Source organism: Streptomyces sp. NPDC096048 (assembly GCF_044763415.1).
In the GTDB taxonomy this organism is placed as follows: Bacteria; Actinomycetota; Actinomycetes; order Streptomycetales; family Streptomycetaceae; genus Streptomyces.
The window spans coordinates 290,072-309,480 of the sequence record NZ_JBIWGG010000011.1 but is presented as its reverse complement, the minus strand read 5'-3'; the positions used below and the strand labels follow the sequence as shown (position 1 = coordinate 309,480).

Annotated in this window: 15 protein-coding genes; 11 read left to right on the top strand and 4 right to left on the bottom strand. The window is 72.1% G+C overall.

Annotated features, from left to right (window positions below; translation table 11 throughout):
* Positions 1–90: 90 nt before the first annotated feature.
* Positions 91–624 carry a TerD family protein gene (locus tag ACIQ6R_RS29680; protein WP_404224645.1) on the bottom strand — a complete coding sequence of 178 codons (534 nt, stop codon included), beginning with the start codon at positions 622–624 and terminating at the stop codon, positions 91–93.
* A 158-nt stretch (positions 625–782) separates the two neighbouring features.
* On the opposite strand from ACIQ6R_RS29680, the gene ACIQ6R_RS29675 reads away from it, so the two are divergent.
* The 3 genes from ACIQ6R_RS29675 (at position 783) to ACIQ6R_RS29665 (ending at position 3,079) form a co-directional block, all read left to right on the top strand.
* Positions 783–1,388 carry a YdbC family protein gene (locus ACIQ6R_RS29675; RefSeq protein WP_404181505.1) on the top strand — a complete coding sequence of 202 codons (606 nt, stop codon included), beginning with the start codon at positions 783–785 and terminating at the stop codon, positions 1,386–1,388.
* Between the two features lie 119 nt (positions 1,389–1,507).
* Positions 1,508–2,167: a histidine phosphatase family protein gene (locus ACIQ6R_RS29670; protein ID WP_404181508.1), complete on the top strand. Its 660-nt coding sequence runs from the start codon at positions 1,508–1,510 to the stop codon at positions 2,165–2,167.
* A 12-nt stretch (positions 2,168–2,179) separates the two neighbouring features.
* Positions 2,180–3,079, top strand: coding sequence for an ADP-ribosylglycohydrolase family protein (locus tag ACIQ6R_RS29665; RefSeq protein WP_404224644.1), 900 nt, complete (start codon positions 2,180–2,182; stop codon positions 3,077–3,079).
* Positions 3,080–3,431: 352 nt separating this feature from the next.
* Here the strand turns inward: ACIQ6R_RS29665 and ACIQ6R_RS29660 are convergent, their stop codons facing one another.
* The gene (locus tag ACIQ6R_RS29660) at positions 3,432–4,979 is read right to left on the bottom strand and encodes an MFS transporter (protein WP_404224642.1); all 1,548 of its coding nucleotides are present in this window, start codon (positions 4,977–4,979) and stop codon (positions 3,432–3,434) included.
* A 184-nt stretch (positions 4,980–5,163) separates the two neighbouring features.
* On the opposite strand from ACIQ6R_RS29660, the gene ACIQ6R_RS29655 reads away from it, so the two are divergent.
* The 3 genes from ACIQ6R_RS29655 (at position 5,164) to ACIQ6R_RS29645 (ending at position 7,269) form a co-directional block, all read left to right on the top strand.
* On the top strand, positions 5,164–5,775 hold the full coding sequence (locus ACIQ6R_RS29655) for a TetR/AcrR family transcriptional regulator (RefSeq protein ID WP_404224640.1): 612 nt from the start codon (positions 5,164–5,166) through the stop codon (positions 5,773–5,775).
* A gap of 91 nt (positions 5,776–5,866) precedes the next feature.
* Complete coding sequence (locus ACIQ6R_RS29650; RefSeq protein WP_404224638.1) at positions 5,867–6,568, top strand: ribonuclease HII; 702 nt, start codon at positions 5,867–5,869, stop codon at positions 6,566–6,568.
* A gap of 68 nt (positions 6,569–6,636) precedes the next feature.
* Entirely contained in the window at positions 6,637–7,269 is a 633-nt protein-coding gene (locus ACIQ6R_RS29645) for a hypothetical protein (protein ID WP_404224637.1), read from the top strand.
* Positions 7,270–7,454: 185 nt separating this feature from the next.
* On the opposite strand, the gene ACIQ6R_RS29640 is transcribed toward ACIQ6R_RS29645, so the two are convergent.
* Both ACIQ6R_RS29640 and ACIQ6R_RS29635 read right to left on the bottom strand, forming a co-directional pair.
* Positions 7,455–8,069, bottom strand: coding sequence for a hypothetical protein (locus ACIQ6R_RS29640; protein ID WP_404224635.1), 615 nt, complete (start codon positions 8,067–8,069; stop codon positions 7,455–7,457).
* A 283-nt stretch (positions 8,070–8,352) separates the two neighbouring features.
* On the bottom strand, positions 8,353–10,518 hold the full coding sequence (locus tag ACIQ6R_RS29635; RefSeq protein ID WP_404224634.1) for a RecQ family ATP-dependent DNA helicase: 2,166 nt from the start codon (positions 10,516–10,518) through the stop codon (positions 8,353–8,355).
* A 143-nt stretch (positions 10,519–10,661) separates the two neighbouring features.
* Between ACIQ6R_RS29635 and ACIQ6R_RS29630 the strand changes: the two genes are divergently transcribed.
* The 5 genes from ACIQ6R_RS29630 (at position 10,662) to whiH (ending at position 19,237) form a co-directional block, all read left to right on the top strand.
* Positions 10,662–12,218: a DUF4192 domain-containing protein gene (locus ACIQ6R_RS29630; protein WP_404224632.1), complete on the top strand. Its 1,557-nt coding sequence runs from the start codon at positions 10,662–10,664 to the stop codon at positions 12,216–12,218.
* A 684-nt stretch (positions 12,219–12,902) separates the two neighbouring features.
* On the top strand, positions 12,903–14,822 hold the full coding sequence (locus ACIQ6R_RS29625; RefSeq protein WP_404224630.1) for a glycogen debranching N-terminal domain-containing protein: 1,920 nt from the start codon (positions 12,903–12,905) through the stop codon (positions 14,820–14,822).
* Between the two features lie 131 nt (positions 14,823–14,953).
* On the top strand, positions 14,954–15,712 hold the full coding sequence (locus tag ACIQ6R_RS29620; RefSeq protein WP_404181538.1) for an NUDIX domain-containing protein: 759 nt from the start codon (positions 14,954–14,956) through the stop codon (positions 15,710–15,712).
* A gap of 122 nt (positions 15,713–15,834) precedes the next feature.
* Positions 15,835–18,189 (top strand): ATP-binding cassette domain-containing protein, encoded by a 2,355-nt coding sequence (locus ACIQ6R_RS29615; RefSeq protein ID WP_404224629.1) that lies wholly within the window; start codon positions 15,835–15,837, stop codon positions 18,187–18,189.
* Between the two features lie 160 nt (positions 18,190–18,349).
* On the top strand, positions 18,350–19,237 hold the full coding sequence (whiH, locus tag ACIQ6R_RS29610; RefSeq protein ID WP_404224627.1) for a sporulation transcriptional regulator WhiH: 888 nt from the start codon (positions 18,350–18,352) through the stop codon (positions 19,235–19,237).
* The last annotated feature ends 172 nt before the right edge of the window (positions 19,238–19,409 follow it).

Genomic DNA, 19,409 nt, shown 5'->3' with positions numbered 1-19,409 from the left:
GTAAGGGGCGCCCGCCACTGGCGGGCGCCCCTTACTCACGCAGCTCACGCACGGGTCCCGCCCGCTCGTCGTACGGGCGAGGTGGCGAGGTCAGGGGCGGCGGATCGTGCCCATGACGCGTGTGAACGCTGCCGGGTCGCCTTCGAAGCCGTGCACCCCGGCCCGGAACTGCCAGGCCCCCGTCTCGTCCCGGACGAACTCCGCGACCGTCGCCGCCGTCGCGCCCCGGACACCGCTGAAGTCGTCCGTGGCGAGGTCGGTGTAGCCCTCCCTGATGCGCAGGCCAGGGTTGGTCACGTCGGTGAAGGTCCGGTCCTCGGTGCCCTGCTGGATCGCGACGCCCACCACCACGCGCGCGTACCGGGCGTCCAGCCGCCCCAGCTCCAGTGTCATGACCTCGTCGAAACCGAAGCCCTTGCCGTCCTTGCTGTCCCGGTTGAGATAGATGGTGCCGTCGGGGGAGCGGCTGTCGAAATGCACCACGTAGGAGGGATCGCCGTACGGATCCGCCGCCGTGTAGGTCCCCGCGACGACGTCCAGGTCGGCGGGCGGCTCACCCGCCGGACTCGGGTCCCACCGCAGCGCGACCTCGACCTTGCCGATTCCCTTGCTGAGGCCGTTCACGAACTTCCCCTTCCCAGGTCCCCCGCCCTGCCCGGCCACCTCAAGTGCCGAGCGGTGACGGCCGGTTGTCCATCCTGCCACGCACAGCGAGGCAGTCGCGGGCAAGCGGTCCTCCCGAGAGTGACCGGTGCCACGTTCCCTGGCCTTACCATGGCGCGGTGCTGGTCAAGTGGATTCGCTGCACCGTGGTGGACCGCCGCGGTTTCGAGCGGGGGCAGCGGAAGTGGGCGGGGCTTCCGGGGGAGCCGGGTTTTCGGGGGCAGGGGGGTGGCTGGAGCCGGGGGCGACCGGACGTGGCGCACGTCTTCGCCTTCTGGGAGAGCCGTGCCTTCTACGACTCCTTCATGGCCCGCTCACACGACCGGCTCGCGGCTGCCCAGGCGGGCACCTTCAAGGACGCCCAGGTCAGGCTCTTCGATTACCGGTTCGATGTGAAGACCGGGTTCGAGCCGCGCTTCACGGACGCCGACCTGCTGCGGGTGGCGCTCTGCCGCGTCCACGAGGAGCGGGCCGAGCACTACGTCCTCATGCAGGAGAAGGTATGGAACCCCGCGATGGCCGGCTCGCCCGGCATGATCCGCGGGCTGTTCGGCGAGGCACCGGGGAACGAGTACCTGGTCCTGTCCATGTGGCGGTCGGCCGCCGAGCACGGCAAGTACCGCACCGAGCGGGTCGAGCGGCTCGCGCTGCGCGCCCAGACGGAGGCCGACATCGCCGCCCTGACGGGAGACATCGTGCAACTGGAACCCTCGTGGACCGTTTGAGCCGGTCCCACTCTCCCGGTGTCGACGTGCGCCGACCGGGGTGTGGGGACTGTGTGACGTACGCCGTATGGGGCCCGTTGGAGTGCTTGCTTCCGCCCGTCTCGATCTAGGGTTCTGGCATGGCACGACCACGGCGCATCGTTCTTGTCCGGCACGGCGAGTCGACGGGCAACGTCGATGACTCCGTGTACGAGCGCGAACCCGACCACGCGCTGGCCCTCACCGCGCAGGGCCGGGCGGAGGCGGAGGAGACGGGCAAGAGGCTGCGCGAGGTCTTCGGCGGCGAGCGGGTCAGTGTGTACGTCTCCCCGTACCGCCGGACGCACGAGACGCTGCGCGCCTTCAACCTCGACCCTGGCCTTATACGGATTCGGGAGGAGCCACGGCTCCGTGAGCAGGACTGGGGCAATTGGCAGGACCGGGACGACGTGCGTCTGCAGAAGGCCTACCGGGACGCCTACGGCCACTTCTTCTACCGTTTCGCCCAGGGTGAGTCCGGAGCCGACGTGTACGACCGGGTCGGCGGCTTCCTGGAGAGTCTCTTCCGCAGCTTCGAGGATCCCGATCATCCGCCGAACGTGCTCCTGGTGACCCACGGTCTGGCCATGCGGCTGTTCTGCATGCGGTGGTTCCACTGGACGGTCGCGGAATTCGAGTCGCTGTCCAACCCCGGGAACGGTGAGATGCGGATGCTCGTTCTCGGTGAGGACGGCAAGTACACCCTTGACCGCCCCTTCGATCGCTGGCGAGATCCGGAACCGTACGGGATCACCGGATAGAGTGGCAGTGCGATGACCGCTCATTCATCTCCTGACGGGCGCCTGGACCGGGCCCTGTCCAGCCTGCGCGGACTGTCGGTGGGGGACGCGCTGGGCTCACAGTTCTTCGTGCCCGCGAACTACCCGCTGCTGAAACGGCGCGAGCTGCCCCCCGGCACCTGGCAGTGGACGGACGACACGGAAATGGCCTGCTCCGTGGTCTCCGTCCTGGCCACGCACCACCGCATCGACCAGGACGCGCTGGCGCTCTCCTTCGCCCGGCACCACGACTTCGACCGCGGCTACGGGCCCGCGGTCAACCGCCTCCTGCGACTGGTCCGGGAAGGCGGCGACTGGCGCGAACTCGCCGCCGCGCTGTTCAACGGTCAGGGATCCTGGGGCAACGGTGCCGCCATGCGCATCGCCCCGCTGGGTGCCTGGTACGCGGACGACCCCGAGCAGGCGACCCATCAGGCGGAGATCTCGGCCTACCCCACGCATCAGCACCGCGAGGCGGTGGTCGGCGCCATGGCGGTCGCCGCGGCCGCCGCACTGGCCGCGGATCCCGCCGGCCCGCCCGCTCCGCACGCGCTCCTCGACGGGGTCGTGGCCCTGGTACCGAAGAGCGCGGTCGGCGCCGGACTCCGCCGCGCCCGGGACATGCTCGACTACGGCGACGCGGCCACGGTCGCCGCGGTGCTGGGCTGCGGCAGGCGTACGACGGCCCATGACACGGTTCCCTTCGCCCTCTGGTCCGCGGCACGCGCCCTCGGCGACTACGAGCGCGCTTTCTGGACGACCGCCCAGGTCGGCGGGGACGTGGACACGACCTGCGCCATCGTGGGCGGGGTGGTCGCCGCCGGCAAGGCGGGAGCGCCGCCGGCCGAGTGGGCGGGGCGGGTCGAGGCGCTGCCCGGGTGGATGGCGATGTGACGTCGGCCTAGCCGGGTCAGCCGGGCCAGCCGGTCTGCGACGGCGGCCGACGGAGGGGCGGCGGAATCCGCTTCGACTCTCCGTGTGCGACGGGAACTCTCCGTGACTGCCCGTCCGTTGTCGTGACATCCGCTGTGCGAGACATGAGCCCCGCACAGCCCGGAGTGTCACGAGGGGGTGGGTCATGGGAATGCTGCTGTTGCCGGTCTCCGTGCCGCTGTCCCTCATGCTGCTGTTCCTCGTGCTGCTCGCCCGGTCGAGCGCGCCGCCGACCGCGAGCCGCCGGGGCGGGCACCGGCCGGCGTGCGGCACGCCCGCCGGTGCACACCGTCCGGCCCGCGGGAGCGCACCGTCAGCCGATTCCCGGCCCGGCCGAGCCGGACAGGGCCTCCAGATCGCTCTTGCGTACCCGGATCACCAGCCAGGCCGTGGCCAGGGCGAGTACGGCCATGACGGCAGCCGGAATGAAGGCCGCCGAGATGCCCTGCGCCAGCACTTCGTGCCCCCATGGCGCCGGCAGCTGGTGCGTCTGGGCGAACTCCGCCTTCTGTTCCGCGGAGCCGTTGGTGAGGAAGTCCGCGCCCTGCTTCTCCGCCTCGTCCTTGGTGGCGGTGCCGAACACCGTCGTCAGGATGGCGAGGCCGATCGATCCGCCCACCTGCTGCATCGCGTTGAGCAGGCCGGAAGCCGCGCCCGCCTCGTGCTGGGCGACCCCGGAGACGGCGGTCAGCGTGAGCGTCACGAAGTTCAGACCCATGCCGAACCCGAAGATCAGCATCGGTCCGAGGACTCCGCCGACATAGGAGCTGTCGGAGCTGATCAGGGCCTGCCAGCCGAGCCCGACCGCGGCGAGTGTCGAGCCCACGACCATGAACGGCTTCGGGCCGAACACGGGCAGGAACCGCTGCGACAGCCCCGCCCCGAGCGCGATCACCACTGTGACCGGGAGGAAGGCCAGACCGGCCTGGATGGGGGTGTAGCCCAGCACGTTCTGAACGAACAGCACGATGTAGAAGAACATGCCGAACATCGCCGCTGCCAGGCTCAGCATGATCACGTACGTGCCGGCGCGGTTGCGGTCGGCGAACATCCTCAGAGGAGTGATCGGCTCCTTGGCTCGCGACTCGATGAACACGAAGGAGAGCAGCAGGACCACCGCGGCCGCGAAGGAACCGATGGTCAGGTTGTCCCGCCAGCCCTCGTCCGCGGCGCGGATGAAGCCGTAGACGAGGGACGCCATGCCCGCCGTCGAGGTCACCGCCCCGGCGATGTCGAATCGTCCGGAGTGCCGCTCGGACTCGCTGATGTACAGCGGGGTGAGCACGGCGATCAGGACACCGATCGGCACGTTGACGAAGAGCACCCAGCGCCAGTCGAGCCATTCGGTGAGCATGCCGCCCGCCAGCAGGCCTATGGCGCCGCCGCCCGCGGAAACGGCCGCGAAGACGCCGAAGGCCCGGTTGCGTTCCGGCCCTTCGGGGAAGGTGGTGGTAATGAGGGCCAGCGACGTCGGCGACGCGATGGCGCCTCCCACACCTTGCAGGACACGCGCCGCCAGCAGTTGCCAGGGCTCCTGGGCGAAGCCACCGAGCAGCGAGGCGAAGGTGAACAGCAGGATGCCGGTCATGAAGACCCGGCGACGGCCGAGGATGTCACCGGCCCGGCCGCCGAGCAGGAGCAGACCGCCGAAGGTGAGCGTGTAGGCGCTGACGACCCACGTGAGGTCGGTGGTGCTGAAGCTGAGCGCTTCTTGAATGTGCGGGAGAGCGATGTTCACAATCGTCGCGTCGAGTACCACCATGAGTTGGCAGGCCGCGATGACCGTGAGCGCGATGCCGGGACGCCCCTCCCGGCGGGCCGCTCCCGGCTTCTGGTCTTTGATCAGAGAAGACGTTGTCACTGTGTGTCCCCCACGACTGACTTAGTGAACGCTGGCGTTCACTGTTGCCTCAACGTTAGTGACTCCCCGACAGTGAACGCAAGCGTTCACTTGTTGTGCGGCCGTGCGCGTCGTCCCCCGTTGTGTCCGCGCGGTACGCCCCCGACCCCGAAATTCCGTCCCCCGCTTCCTGGAGACCCCCGACATGGTTGCTTCGCACTGGGCGGCCGCCTCCGCCCGGACACCCTCCCGCAGGCGTGGCGCGGTCCTCGAACGCGCGATCCTCGACGCCGCGCTGGACCAGCTCGGCACCGTCGGCTGGAACGGCCTGACGATGGAGGGTGTGGCCGCCGGAGCCCAGACCGGCAAGGCCGCGGTCTATCGCCGCTGGCCGTCCAAGGAGGACTTGGTCGCGGACGCACTCCGTGCCGGGCTGCCGCGTTTCGACACGGTGCCCGACCTGGGGAGCGTGCGTGAGGACCTCCTGGCGCTGTGCCTGAGGGCGCGCGACGCGATGTTCTCCCGCCCCGGGTCCGCCTTGCGATCAGTGATTCACGAATGCGACACCATGCAGGCGGAGCGTTTCCATGCGGTGATCCTCAAGGGGGTGGTCGAGCCGACTCTCACGATGCTCCGCGAGGTCATCAGCCGCGGAATAGAGCGGGAAGAGGTCCGGCGCGACGCGGCGAACGGATACGTCTTCGACGCCATCCCGGCGATGATGATGTACCGCTCGAAGATTTGTGGAAGTGAATGGACGGACCAGGAGATCGAGGAAATGATCGACCAGCTGATGGTTCCGCTGCTGCGGCCCTGACGGCCTGCGGCCCTCGGTTGCGTGGGCCCGGGTCCCGTTTGGGGAACCGGGGTGTCGCCGGAGGTTCGGGGCGGCGTACGCTAAGCACGCCATGCCGTACGAACCACCTACTCACACCGTCGAGCGCTCTCTCCGCGCCACGACCGGAGCGAAGATCATTGCCGGTGTCGACGAGGTGGGGCGCGGTGCGTGGGCCGGGCCGGTCACCGTCTGCGCCGCGATCACCGGACTGCGTCGGCCCCCGGTCGGCCTCACCGACTCCAAGCTGCTCACCATCAAGCGACGCACGGAACTCGCCGCGGAGCTGCGGACCTGGGTGACCTCCTATACCCTGGGGCACGCCTCTCCGGAGGAGATCGACGCGCTGGGGATGACCGCGGCGCTGCGACTCGCGGCGGTGCGCGCCCTGGAGACCCTGCCGATCCGCCCCGACGCCGTCATCCTCGACGGCAAGCACGACTATCTCGGGACGCCTTGGAAGGTCCGTACGGTGATCAAGGGTGACCAGTCCTGCGTGGCCGTCGCGGCCGCCTCGGTGCTCGCCAAGGTCCAGCGCGACAAAATGATGGCCGAACTGGGTGTCGACCATGCAGACTTCGGTTTCGCGGACAACGCCGGGTATCCGTCGCCCGTGCACAAGGCCGCACTGGCGGAACGGGGACCCACCCCGCACCACCGGTTGTCGTGGGCGTATCTTGATGCGCTGCCCCAGTGGCGGCACCTCAAGAAGGTCCGCAGTTGGGTGGACGGAAGCGTTCCGGAAATCGAGGGCCAGCTCGGATTCGATTTCTGACGATTCCGCTCGCAGGTATGTGTCACCCGCCGACGCGAGCCGCACCAACGTTTGATAAATATCAGCTCATGCCTCTCATTCCCGAGGAGCCTCAGATTCACGAGCAGGCCCAGGGTCCCCGCGCCACTCCGGCCAGCGGCCGCACCGCGCCGACCCCCCGCCCCGTACCCGGCCCCCGCCCCGCGGCTCCGCCGCGCCCCGGCCGTCCCGGTCCCGCGCGGCCGGCGCCGCCGGCGCAACGCGCGTCGCGCGACACGGCCGTGACCAAACCCGGACCGTCGGGTCCGGCTGCTCCGGCAGCCGCCCCGGCCGCCCCGCAGATCCAGCTGATCCCGGCTTCTCCCGAAGGCGCGCTCGACGCTGCCGAGGAGGCCGTGGACCTGCTGCTGGACTCGGGCCGCACCCCCGGCGACGTGCTGGTGATCACCACCGGCGAACCGCACCCGTGGGCCGCCCACGAACTGTCCTTCGGCGATGCCGCCTACTGGGCACAGCACGACGCGGGCGACGACGTCTTCTACGCTGACGCCGCCGTCGCGGACCGTGCCGCGTCGAGGGCCGTGGTCGTGGTCGCGCTCGGTGGCGGCCCCGAATCCGCCGCTGTCACCGCCCTGTCCGTGGCCCACTCCCTGGCCGGCGCCCTGCTGATCGTCTGCGGTGACCCGCAGCGGATCAACTCGGTGCTGGGCGCGGGCGTCTGAGCCACGTCCGCCGCGCGCGGCGGACGCCGGTGTGACACGGGGGCCGCCGAGTCGGCCCCCGCACGCTGGCGGGTTCGACGCGTCCGTCCGGCCGACGTCCGCTGGGCGGCGTACGGGTGTTGCCAGGTGATCTCACAGACCTGGACGTCGCGGCGCGCCCCCGGACTGCGCCGCGCCCGTGGCGCTCAGCGAGCCGCCGCGCGGCGCAGCACGTCCGAGGCGACGCCGCCGGTGCGCGGTGGCGGTGGCGGCGTCTCCGACGTGGCGAACGGCTCCGGCGTCGACGCCGCGTTGGGCCGGCGTCCCCCACGGCCCTCGCCGAGGACCTGCCAGCCGTCACGGGTCAGCGTGATGTACGCGCCGCAGCGCAGTCCGTGCAACGTGCACGCGTCCCGCAGCCCCCACATCCACGCGCCGTCCTCCTCCGTCCAACGTGCGTCGCCCTCGCGGCAGTAGAGCAGCACGGCGGTGCGCACCGGAGTGCGCCGCCGCAGGTCGTGCGGGATGACCCGGCGAAGCTGGGCGAGCAGAGTGTTGCGGAACATCCATCCGTCGGCCGGGGCCCGGTGGCTGGTGAACGAGGCGCTCGCACGCAGTCGTTCGTCCGGATCGAGCACGGCCACGATCGCGGTCGCCGGCCTGGGGCGGTGCCGCGAATGCAGTCCGCCGACGATCTCCCGTGGATTGCGCAGCAGCGGGATTCCGGCAGCGGCCCACTCCGCCGGTTCGAGCATGCGAGTGGCGGAAGCGGCGGACGACGACAATGAAGCCGCCGAGGACGGAGCGAATCCGAAGGTCACGTTCCTCCCTTCGGCTACGCGCCCACACTGCGGGCGGGGTCGGATTCGGGGGAGCGCGCACCGCAGTGAAGCCCTGCCGGATCACGGACGAGCCGTGCGGGGAGCGGACTTCAATTCTTCCTGTCGAACTTGGTTGCGGCAACGAGCAATTGGGGCCGACGACCGTTATCGGATGATGCGCGTCCTATATCCCTACCCAGAGCGCACCCGGGTGACGCACGGGACGTCCCGCCCGCGGCCCGCGCGGACCCTGGGTCCGGCGCCGTGCGCCCCCGGCGGTTGATCAGCCCTGGACGGCCAGGACCAGTGGCAACACCCCCCGGGCACCGGCGCGGCGGAGCAGCCGGGCCGCCACCGCGAGGGTCCAGCCGGTCTCGGTGCGGTCGTCCACGAGGAGAACCGGGCCCTCGAGTCCGGAGAGCGCGGCGGCGAGGGCGGGCGGTACCGTCAGCGTGCCGTCGAGTGCCTTGAGCCGCTGCGCGCTGTTGCTGCGGGAGGCCCTGGACGCCTCGCCCGTGTACTCGACCGAACCGAGGAGCGGCAGCCGTCCGACCTCGGCGATGCGTGCACCGAGCGAGTGGATCAGCTGAGGCCGGGTGCGCGAGGCGACGGTCACCACCCCGACGGGACGCGGCCGGCCGCCGGCCGCGCCCGAGGCCCAGCCGCCGGGACCCTTCGCCCAGTCGGCCAGTACAGCCACGACGGCCTGCGCGACATCGTCCGGCACGGGGCCGTCCGGAGCCTGGGCGGAGAGCATCGGTCGCAGCCGGTTGCCCCAGCCGATGTCGGACAGTCGTCCCAACGCCCGGCCGGGCTCGGCTTGTTCCCCGGCCGGAATGCGCCCCTTCAGCTCGACGCCGATGGCCGGAAGCCCGGTCGGCCACATGCGGCGCGGCTCCACCTCGACGCCGGCCCGGCCCAGATCGACCCGCGCGGCGTCGAGGGCGTCGGTGGAGGTGTCCGCGGTGAAGCGCGGGCCCGCGCAGTTGTCGCAGTGGCCGCAGGGCTTGGCCCCCTCGTCGTCCAGCTGGCGTTGCAGGAACTCCATCCGGCAGTCCGTCGTCGAGGCGTAGTCGCGCATCGCCTGCTGTTCGGCCTTCCGCTGCCGCGCGACCCAGTCGTACCGCTCCGCGTCGTACGCCCACGGCTGCCCGGTCGCGATCCAGCCGCCCTTGACCCGCTTGACCGCGCCGTCCACGTCGAGGACCTTGAGCATGGTCTCCAGGCGGGAGCGGCGCAGCTCCACCAGGGGCTCCAGAGCGGGCAGGGACAGGGGGCGCTCCGCGCCCGCGAGGATGTCGAGCGTGCGGCGCACCAGGTCCTCCGACGGGAAGGCCAGCGAGGCGAAGTACTCCCAGATCGCCTCGTCCTCCTTCCCCGGCAGAAGGAGCACCTCGGCATGCTCGACACCGCGCCCGGCACGGCCGACCTGCTGGTAGTACGCGATGGGGGAGGAGGGCGAGCCCAGGTGCACCACGAAACCGAGGTCGGGCTTGTCGAATCCCATGCCCAGCGCCGAGGTGGCGACCAGTGCCTTGACCCGGTTGGCGAGCAGGTCGTCCTCGGCCTGCTGCCGGTCCGCGTTCTCGGTCTTGCCGGTGTAGGAGGCGACGGTGTGGCCGCGCTGCCGCAGGAAGGCGGTGACCTCCTCGGCGGCGGCCACGGTGAGCGTGTAGATGATCCCGGAGCCCGGCAGCCGGTGGAGGTGGTCGGCGAGCCAGGCCATCCGGTGCGCGGCGTCGGACAGTCGCAGCACACCCAGGCTCAGGCTCTCCCGGTCCAGCGGGCCGCGCAGCACCAGCGCGTCCGACGTCCCGCCGGTGCCGAGCTGCTCCGCCACGTCGGCGGTCACGCGCGCGTTGGCGGTGGCCGTGGTCGCCAGGACGGGCACGCCGGGCGGTAGGTCGGTGAGCATCGTGCGCAGCCGCCGGTAGTCCGGACGGAAGTCGTGGCCCCAGTCGGAGATGCAGTGGGCCTCGTCCACCACGAGCAGCCCGGTCGCGGCGGAGAGCTTGGGCAGGACCTGATCGCGGAAGTCCGGGTTGTTGAGCCGCTCGGGACTCACCAGCAGTACGTCGACCTCGCCCGCGGCGATCTCGTCCTGGACCGCGTCCCACTCCTCGGTGTTGGAGGAGTTGATGGTCCGGGCGCGGATGCCGGCCCGTGCCGCGGCCTCGACCTGGTTGCGCATCAGGGCGAGCAGCGGGGAGACGATCACCGTGGGTCCGGCCCCCCGGTCACGGAGCAGCGCGGTCGCCACGAAATAGACCGCGGACTTGCCCCATCCCGTGCGCTGGACGACCAGGGCCCGGCGCCGGTCGGCGACCAGCGCCTCGATGGCCCGCCACTGGTCCTCCCGCAGCCGGGCGGCGCCGGAGGCGTCCCCGACGAGGCGGGCGAGGACCGTGTCGGCGGCTGTCCGGAGATCCGCGTTGCTCGTGTGCTCCATGCGTTCCATACAACAGGACGGGACTGACAGCCGGGCGGTGGGGCGGGACGGCGCGGTCGGCGGGCGCCGCCAGGTGACGTGTCCCTGATGGGACTTATCCACAGGGCAAAGCGGAACTTCTCGATCCGCGAGATCGTCGGGCCATGACGAACCACAGCGAGACGACTGGCTCCTCCGAGAACGGTGACATCCCCGGCTCCGTGACGCCGGGCCGGACGGCCCGTACCCGGTACGACGGCCCTGGCGACGAGCACCAGATCACCCTGCGCACCCCCGCCGAGTTGGCCGACGCCCTGCCGTACCTGCTCGGGTACCGACCCGAGGACAGCATCGTTCTGGCCGCCCTGCGCGACAGGGACGGACGGGGCCGTTTCGGGGGCCGGGCCCGGCTCGGCATTCCCGCGAACGCGGACGACTGGGCGGGCGCCGCCGCACAACTGGTCCACGGCCTGGTGACCGGCAGCGAGCGCCGAGGCGTGCGGCCCGAGCAGATGGTCGCCTACCTCTGCCAGGAACCGGCGCAGGGCGAGACCGGCCGGGAGGTGATGGAGCGATTGCGGCCGCTGGCCCAGAAGCTGCGTGTCGAGTGCGGCGCCCTCGACGTACCGGTCGTCGAGGCGCTGTGCATCTCGGCGGGCCGTTTCTGGTCGTACTGCTGCGACGAGGAAGCCTGCTGCCCGGCGGAGGGCGTGCCCATGGGACTGCCGGGCACGTCCGTGCTGGCCGCGGCGGCCACCTACGCCGGAATCCAGGTGCGCGGTTCGCTGAGCGAGCTGCGGGCCAGGTTGCTGCCCGGGGAGAACGCCACGGCACGCGAACAGGAGGCGGCCCTGGACGCGGCTGCCGTGACCGTGGTCTCAAGGATCCTCGATGACGCCGGGCGTTCGGACGTGGCCGAGGAGACGCTGGATCTGGCACAGCGGGTCATGCGACGCCTCGCCGACGCACCGCCCGTGTCCGGCATGCCCGCCGAGGATCTGCGCGACGACCAACTGCTCGCGCACGACGAGGCGGCGGCGCTGATCCTCGGCCTCCAGGACCGCACGACCCGCGACCGTGCGGCGGAGTGGATGGAGGGTGACGAGGCGGGACCCGCGTTGCGTCTCTGGCGGGCCCTGGCCCGTCGCTGCGTCCGCTCCTACGGCGAACACGCCGCCGCGCCCCTCACTCTCGCGGGCTGGGTCGCGTGGTCCGCCGGCGATGAGCTGGAGGCCCGGGAGGCTCTGGCCATGGCACTCGGCGCGGACCCCGACTACCTCTTCGCCCGACTTCTGCACCAGGCGTGCAACGAGGGCCTCGATCCCGAGTCGGTCCGCCGCTGCCTGCGAGCGGAGCGCGGGGGCCGTGGAGGCGGGGGAGGCGGCGCCGCGGACGGGGAGGAGCAGGCCGACGGGTCCGTGAAACGCGAGCCGGCCGTGTCTTCGTCCGCTCCTCAGGTGCCAGCCGGCCGCCGGCGCCGCACGCGCTCCGTCGTCCCGGCCGATGCAGTCCGTCGCCGTGCGAGGGCGCAGGGCCGTGAGCCGGGCGGGAGGATCGGGCGCCCCCGCACTCCGGCGGGTGGTGAACGCCCGGGCGGCGCACGGACGGGCCGAACGCGGTCGCGCGCCACGGGGGCAGAGGCAACGGGCCGGAGGGAGGCCTGCGCGGAAAGGACAAGTGGGGGCGAGCACGGGACCGAAGGGGGCGAAGAGCGAGCCTGAGGACGCGGGGAGGGGGCTCCAGGAGGCTGGGGACTACAGATCGACGGTGCTCGTCGGGGGAAGCCGGACGTCGCTCAAGCGGCGGGCGCCGTCCGGCACCGAACTCCGCTGTGCCGTCGTGGCCGGTCGGCAGATACCGGCGGACAGGGTGGGGGAGGCGGCCTGCGGCCGGGGCCCTCATCTGCCGGGCGACCCCGCCGCAAGCGTGACCCGGAGGAGACCCGTTCCGTTCACCTGAGTGGCGGTACACCCGGACCGACCGGGACACCGCGCCCCAGCTGTCCGGTCGGACCCCACACGGCGCCGTTCCGCTGGAGGCGCACCGAGCAAAGAGGGAGCCCTGCCATGCACCAGCCGACCCCGCCCTTCACCGTCCCCGTCTCTCCCTTCGCCGCCCCGGACACCGCTGCCGTCGGACGGAGGGCCGCGCTGCCGTCCCTCGCCGTTTCCGTGGCGCATGCCGGAAGGCGCGGCTCGGGGCAGGATCAGAACCTCGGCCCGCCGACGGCCCGTCCCCGGCCGGGGGCATCCTTCTCACCGTCGTGGTCAGATGCGGAGCCGGTGACTCCTCGGAGTGTGCCGTCCGCGACGCCGCACAGGTTTGGGGACCTGCCTCCCGCTCACAGGCCCGGGGACCTGCCTCCCGCTCACAGGCCCGGGGACCTGCCTCCCGCTCACAAGACCATGATCGGCGTGGCCCTTCCCGGCCTCGTGATCTCGACGGAGCAGGGGCAGCTGACCGGTCTGGGACTGGAGGGGTTCTACCGCGCGGGTCGGCGCCTGCTCTCCCGGTGCCGCCTTCGCGTGGCCGGGCGTGAACCCCTAGCGTCGCAGGCCCGGATGACAGGCGCCCACCGTGCCCGCTTCGTGGCGACGCTCCGGACGTCGTCCGCGCCGGGCCCGGACCCGGACGTCATGGTCGAGCGGACCCGGGACGCCGACGGTACGGAGCGGATCACGTTGCGCAGTTGGGCACCCCACCCCCTGCGGCTGCCGGTCGAGGTGGCCCTCGGTACGGACTTGGCCGACCTGGGGTCGATCGCCGCCGGCCGCGCGGGCCCCGCCCTGTCGGCCAGTGTCCACGACTCCGGCCTGCGGTGGTCCGGTGCCGCGGGCAGCGCGTCGGTCACGGCCGTCCCGCCGCCCGCCGAGGCGCTGGCCTCCGCCGGACTGCTGCGGTGGGAGTTCCACTTGCCTCCGGGCGGCAGCACGAGCCTCGAACTGCGCGTGCGACCGGACGGCGCGGGCCCGCTCCGGGCGGTGGGCCGCACGGCGGCCGACCCGCTGGCCTCCGCGCACGCCACCGGCGACGATCCCGGGGCCCCCGCCCTCCTGCGGACCAGCATCGAAGACCTCAGAGGCCTGCTCCTGCGCGATCCCGCGCATCCCGCCGACGTCCATCTCGCGGCCGGCGTTCCCTGGCGCTGCGGTCCGGCGCCCGCCGAGGCTCTCGCCGCCGCCCGGATGACACTTCCTCTCGGCACCCGGCTCGCCGCCGGAACGCTGCGCGCCCTCGCCCGCACCCAGTACCGCGGCCCCGGTCCGCGGTCCGGCATGATCCCCGGACCCAGACGTGACACCGGCCCGCACCTGCCACCGGGCTGCACCGGTACCGAGGCCACCCTGCTGTTCCCCGTGCTCCTCGCGGAAGCCCGCCGCTGGGGGCTCAGCGAACAGGAGACGCGGGAGCTGATGCCGGCGGCCGAGCGGTGTCTGGCGTGGCTGCGCGCCACGGCCGGGGACGGCACGTACGTGCCCGATCCGCACCCGGGCGGACCCGTCCGGTGCGAGACCCAGGCTCACGCCCACCGCGCCGCCCTGCTCGGTGCCGAGCTGCTCGATGACTTCGGCAGACCGGGCGGCGACGGACTGCGGCAGTGGGCCCGGCGGCTGCGGACGACGTTCCAGCGGGACTTCTGGATCGAGGACCCGGCAGGCGGACGGCCCGCGGCGGCACGAGCCCCGGACGGACGCCTCGTGCCGCACCTGAGCGCGGCCGCGGCTCACCTCCTCGACACCGGGCTGCTCGGTGGAGGCATCCTGGCCCCGGGCCTGCTCGATCCGGTGCGGACCGGCCGCCTCGCCCGGCTGCTGGGCAATCCGGCCATGGACTCGGGCTGGGGTCTGCGCGGACTGGCCGAGCAGGAAACGGGCTACAACCCCTTCGGACATCGCGCCGGGGCGGTACGCGTCCAGGAGACGGCGATCGCGGTGGCGGGTCTGGCCGCTGCCGGTCACGAGAAGGAGGCGGGCTCGCTGCTGCGCGGCGCGGTGGCCGCGGCGGGCACCTTCGGCCACCGCCTGCCGGAGATGTACGCGGGCGAGCAGCGCACCGACGCGAGCGTGCCCCTCCCGCACCCGGCGGCCTGCCGTCCCGCCGCCACCGCGGCTGCCGCCGGGGTGCTGCTGCTGACCGCGCTCGCGGGCATCCGCCCCGACGCCCCGGCCAAGGCCGTCACCCTGCGTCCCGTACGCGACGCGCCTCTGGGGGAGCTCGGCCTCACGGGGCTGCGGGTCGCCGGAGCGCCGTTCTCGGTCCGGGTCAGCCGACTCGGTCTGGCCATGGTCGAAGAGGCCGCCGAAGGGCTGCGACTAAGGTCCTGACCTGGCAGTACGTGGCCTCGCACGGTGTCCGGGGAACGGACGCCGAGAGGCGGGTGACACCGAAGTGGATCAGCCGACGAAGCGGGAGCGAAGGGAGTGTTTATCGTCAGGAAGACGACTATGATCGCCGCATGCCCTACGACCCGTCAGCCTTTCCGCCCTTCGCCGTCACTGTGGACCTGGTCGTGCTGACCGTGCGTCGCCACTCCCTGTGCGCGCTGGCGGTGCGCAGGGGCGAGCCGCCGTTTCAGGGCCGCTGGGCCCTGCCCGGCGGCTTCGTACGGGCCGACGAGGACCTGGCGCAGGCGGCGGCGCGGGAGCTGGCCGAGGAGACGGGACTGTGCGTCCACGACCCGGTCGCACCCACCCAGGACAACGGCGCCCACCTCGAGCAACTCGCGACGTACGGCGACCCCGGGCGCGACCCCCGGATGCGCGTGGTCAGCGTCGCCCACCTCGCGCTCGCTCCCGACCTGCCCGCACCACGGGCGGGCGGCGACGCCGGCGACGCGCGCTGGGCTCCGGTCGAGGAACTGCTGGAGCAGGCTGGTTACGGCCATGGCGGCGAGCCGGTGGCGCCGCTCGCCTTCGACCACGCCCAGATCCTGGCGGACGGGGTGGAACGCGCCCGCTCCAAGATCGAGTACTCGTCGCTGGCCACCGCGTTCTGCCCGCCCGAGTTCACCGTCGGCGAGCTGCGGCGCGTCTACGAGGCGGTGTGGAGCGTGGCCCTCGACCCGCGCAACTTCCACCGCAAGGTGACGGGCACGCCGGGCTTCCTGGTTCCCACCGGGGGCACGACCACCCGCCAGGGCGGCCGTCCCGCTCAGCTCTTCCGGGCCGGCGGCGCGACTCTTCTCAACCCCCCGATGCTGCGTCCCGAAGTGTGAGGGTGAGCCGGGCCGGGACCCCGGAGCGAACGGCGAACAAGGGATCGACGGGGCCCGTCCCCTGTGCCCGGCAGGCCTCGCCATGCCCGAAAAACCGGATATAGCACGCTATCTTGCTACGGGTGATCCAGGCCTTCGGACTGACCAGCAACCCCCGCAAGGAGCTTCCGCCCGCCGTCGACGACGTCTCCTTCGAGGCGCGTGCGGGCCACGTCACCGCACTGCTCGGAGCAGCGGGCGCCGGCAAGACGACGGCGCTCAGACTCATGCTCGAACTCCAGCACGGCCGTGGTCTCACCTACTTCAGAGGCCGGCCTCTGCACCGTATCGCCCATCCCTCACGCGAGGTCGGAGTCTTGCTGGGAGATGTGCCGGGGCACCCGGCCCGCACGGTTCGCGGCCACCTCCGCATGCTGTGCGCCGCGGCCGGGGTCCCCGTCCGGCGGGCCGACGAAGTCCTGGAGTCGGCCGAACTCGTGGGCCTGAGCGGCGAACGCCTCGGCACCCTTTCCCGCGGTATGGACCGACGCCTCGGACTGGCCTGTGCCTTGCTTCCCGATCCGCACACCCTGGTGCTCGACGACCCCGCGGGAGCGCTGTCCGCCGATGACGCCCGTCGCCTCCACGGCGCGCTGCGTGCCTATGCCGACCAGGGCGGCACCGTCCTGTTCAGTACCGCGGATCCCAAGGAGGCCGCGCGTACCGCCGATCACGTCGTCACGCTCGAACACGGCAGAGTCGTCGCCGATCAGGAGGTTGCGGACTTCTCCCGTACACGACTGCGCCCCCGCGTCGCGGTCCGCAGCCCGCACGCCGCCCGACTCGCCGCCCTGCTGGCCAAAGAGGCGCGCGCGGCCCGCCGTTCCGTAGAGGTCGTACGCGAAGGCGGCAACCGCCTCGCGGTGTACGGCAGTACGTGCGCCGACATCGGAGAGACCGCGTTCCGTCACGGGATCCTCGTACACCAACTGGCCGACGAGATCGGTGATATGGGCCCAGGGGCGGGCGCGGTGCCCGTAGTCCGGCAGTTGGGCGCCGAAGGCAGCCGGGCACCTGACGCGGGGGACCCGACCGCCCCTCGCCCGCCCCTCGCCGACCCGCCGCTCCCGGCCGCGACCGACACCGGCGGAGCCGACGCGCACCGGTCCTTCTCGGACGACGACAGCCCGCAGCCCGGTGAACCACAAGCGTCACCCGCCGAAAAGCCGCTGTCCGAGAAGTCGCTGTCCGAACAGCCCCCGTCCGAACAGCCCCTCGCCGACGCGCCCCGGCCCGTCTCCGAGGGGGCGCCTCTCCTCGATGGTCCTCGTCCCGGGCCCGGCGCCTTCCGGCCGCTCGCCGAAGATCTCCAACACATCGGCGGTGTCGGACAGGCGACTACCGCCGCGGACACAGGCGCCGACACCGTCCCCGGCGTGCGCGCGGACGGCCGTACCCCCGACGATCGACCCGTGACCGGGGGTACTGCTGTTCCGAACGCTGCCCCCGTGCCCGGGGATACTTCTGCTCCCGACGATGCCCATGTGCCCGGGGACACTTCTGCTCCCGATGATGTCCCTGTGAGCAGGGATGCTCCAGTTACCGGAGACGCCCCCGCCCCCGCCACCCTCCGGCGCACACCGCGCCCGTACACCGCCCTCCTCCCCGCCGCAGCGGACACCCGGAGGGCGGCGTCCTCGCTTCCGCCTCCCATCTCCGTCCGCTCCGCCCCCAGCCCCCTCAGCCCACTCCGCTACGAACTCCGCCGTGCGGTCGGCATCAGCACCGGGTTCGTCATCGGCGCCGTCGTACTCGTCGTGTCCGCCGTCACCGCTGTGGTCCTGGCACGCGTCGGGCACACTCCGCAGCCACGTCTCCTGGCCGCGTGGCCGCGGGAACTGCCGCTGCCGCCCGCGGCGCTCGGTGCGGGGCTGCTCGGTGCGCTCGCCTTCGGTGACGAGTTCCGCCATCCCGCCTTGGCGGCGGACCGCGGCACCGTGCCCCGACGGATGGGGTTGCTGACCGCCAAACTTCTCGTATCCGCGGCCACCGCGCTGGTGCTGGCCGCCCTGACGGTCGGCTGCGACGCCGAGGCGCTTCATCTGTTCTACGGACCGGAACTCGCGAGGGTTCCCGCGGACTGGCCCGCACTGACCGCTGGTTGGCTCGGACTCGTCGTCGGATGTGCCTGGTCCGGTGTGCTCGCCGCGGGCGTCTTCCGGTCCACCACGGCCGGGCTCGCCGCCGTGGTCGCCGTCCCCGTCCTCGTCGTACCGCTCGTACAGAGGGTCTGGGAGGGCCCGTCCGTGCGGACCGCCGCCGGTTTCCCGATGAGGGTGCGCGAGGTCCTCCTGACGCAGTGGCCGTTCGGTGGCGAGCGGTATCTGGCCGAGGTGCTGCGCATGATCGTCCAACCCGTCGGCAGCGCGCTGACGTTGTCGCTGACCGCTCTGCTCTGCGCATACCTGCTCATGACCCTGCGCAGCGGGGTCCGATGACCCCCGTCTCCCCTTCCGGTTCGACCGTGCGCGCAACTCCCCGGGGAAAGCCCATTTCTTTCCGATAAGGCGTCAATTGCGACGGGGTGAGCGATCACCCTTTCGTGTGCTTTTCACCAAAGACCTCAAGGGAGTTGAGGACGGCGCCGACAAAGGATGCGTGAGTACCCTTGCGCACACCATGATGACCGCCGCCCGTTCCGCCGACTCCGGCCTCGCGAACCCGGGCGAACTCGACCGCTACCCCTACGCCGAGGCGCCCGCCGTCGACCGCGTCGGGGTGCCTGCCTGGGAAGGGGTGGAGCCCGAGCTGGGCCGCGTGGGCCGGCGCACCGCGGGCAGCCGTGGCCGCGGGCTGCACGGGCAACTCGTCCAGCAGCTGGGCCAGATGATCGTTTCGGGTGACCTGGGCGCCGACCGTCCGCTGGTGCCCGAGGAGATCGGCCAGCGTTTCGAGGTGTCCCGTACCGTCGTCCGTGAGTCCCTCCGCGTCCTGGAAGCCAAGGGGCTGGTCAGTGCCCGCCCGAATGTCGGCACGCGCGTGCGGCCCGTCAGTGACTGGAATCTCCTCGACCAGGACATCATCGAATGGCGTGCGTTCGGGCCGCAGCGCGATGACCAGCGCCGCGAGCTCAGCGAACTGCGCTGGACGATCGAGCCCCTCGCCGCGCGCCTCGCCGCCGGGCACGGGCGTGAGGACGTCCAGCAGCGCCTGTCCGACATGGTCGGGATCATGGGTCACGCCATGGGGCAGGGCGACGCGCTCACCTTCGCGCGTGCCGACGCCGAGTTCCACACGCTCCTCATCCAGATCGCGGGCAACCGCATGCTGGACCACCTGTCCGGGATCGTCTCCGCCGCCCTTCACGTCTCCGGGGGCCCGGTCACGGGCTGTGACCGGCCGAACGACGTTTCGCTGGCGCAGCACGGCAGGATCGTCGACGCCCTCGCCACGGGGGACGGCGCGGCGGCCGAGGCCGCCATGCGCCAACTTCTGACCGTCCACCCCGAGGTGGAACGCGTGGTGCCCGCCCCGCGCGAACACTGACCGCGTTCCGCCGCAGCGGCGCGGGCCGGACACGCCAGACCCCTCCTATGGCGGTGATCGGCCGCTTCGCCGCCACCGGACCCCGTGGAATCCCTGTGATTCCGCGGGGTCCGACGGTGTGATGAGAGGCTGAGCCCCCTGCTGCGGCCACGATGCACTCGTCGATGACCGT

Bases quoted from the DNA above. Each gene is read 5' to 3' on its own strand.
- ACIQ6R_RS29665 (WP_404224644.1), top strand. From the start codon at position 2,180: ATGACCGCTCATTCATCTCCTGACGGGCGCCTGGACCGGGCCCTGTCC.
- ACIQ6R_RS29650 (WP_404224638.1), top strand. From the start codon at position 5,867: ATGCCGTACGAACCACCTACTCACACCGTCGAGCGCTCTCTCCGCGCC.
- ACIQ6R_RS29625 (WP_404224630.1), top strand. From the start codon at position 12,903: ATGATCGGCGTGGCCCTTCCCGGCCTCGTGATCTCGACGGAGCAGGGG.
- ACIQ6R_RS29635 (WP_404224634.1), bottom strand. From the start codon at position 10,518: ATGGAGCACACGAGCAACGCGGATCTCCGGACAGCCGCCGACACGGTC.
- ACIQ6R_RS29630 (WP_404224632.1), top strand. From the start codon at position 10,662: ATGACGAACCACAGCGAGACGACTGGCTCCTCCGAGAACGGTGACATC.
- ACIQ6R_RS29620 (WP_404181538.1), top strand. From the start codon at position 14,954: ATGCCCTACGACCCGTCAGCCTTTCCGCCCTTCGCCGTCACTGTGGAC.
- ACIQ6R_RS29645 (WP_404224637.1), top strand. From the start codon at position 6,637: ATGCCTCTCATTCCCGAGGAGCCTCAGATTCACGAGCAGGCCCAGGGT.
- ACIQ6R_RS29655 (WP_404224640.1), top strand. From the start codon at position 5,164: ATGGTTGCTTCGCACTGGGCGGCCGCCTCCGCCCGGACACCCTCCCGC.
- ACIQ6R_RS29670 (WP_404181508.1), top strand. From the start codon at position 1,508: ATGGCACGACCACGGCGCATCGTTCTTGTCCGGCACGGCGAGTCGACG.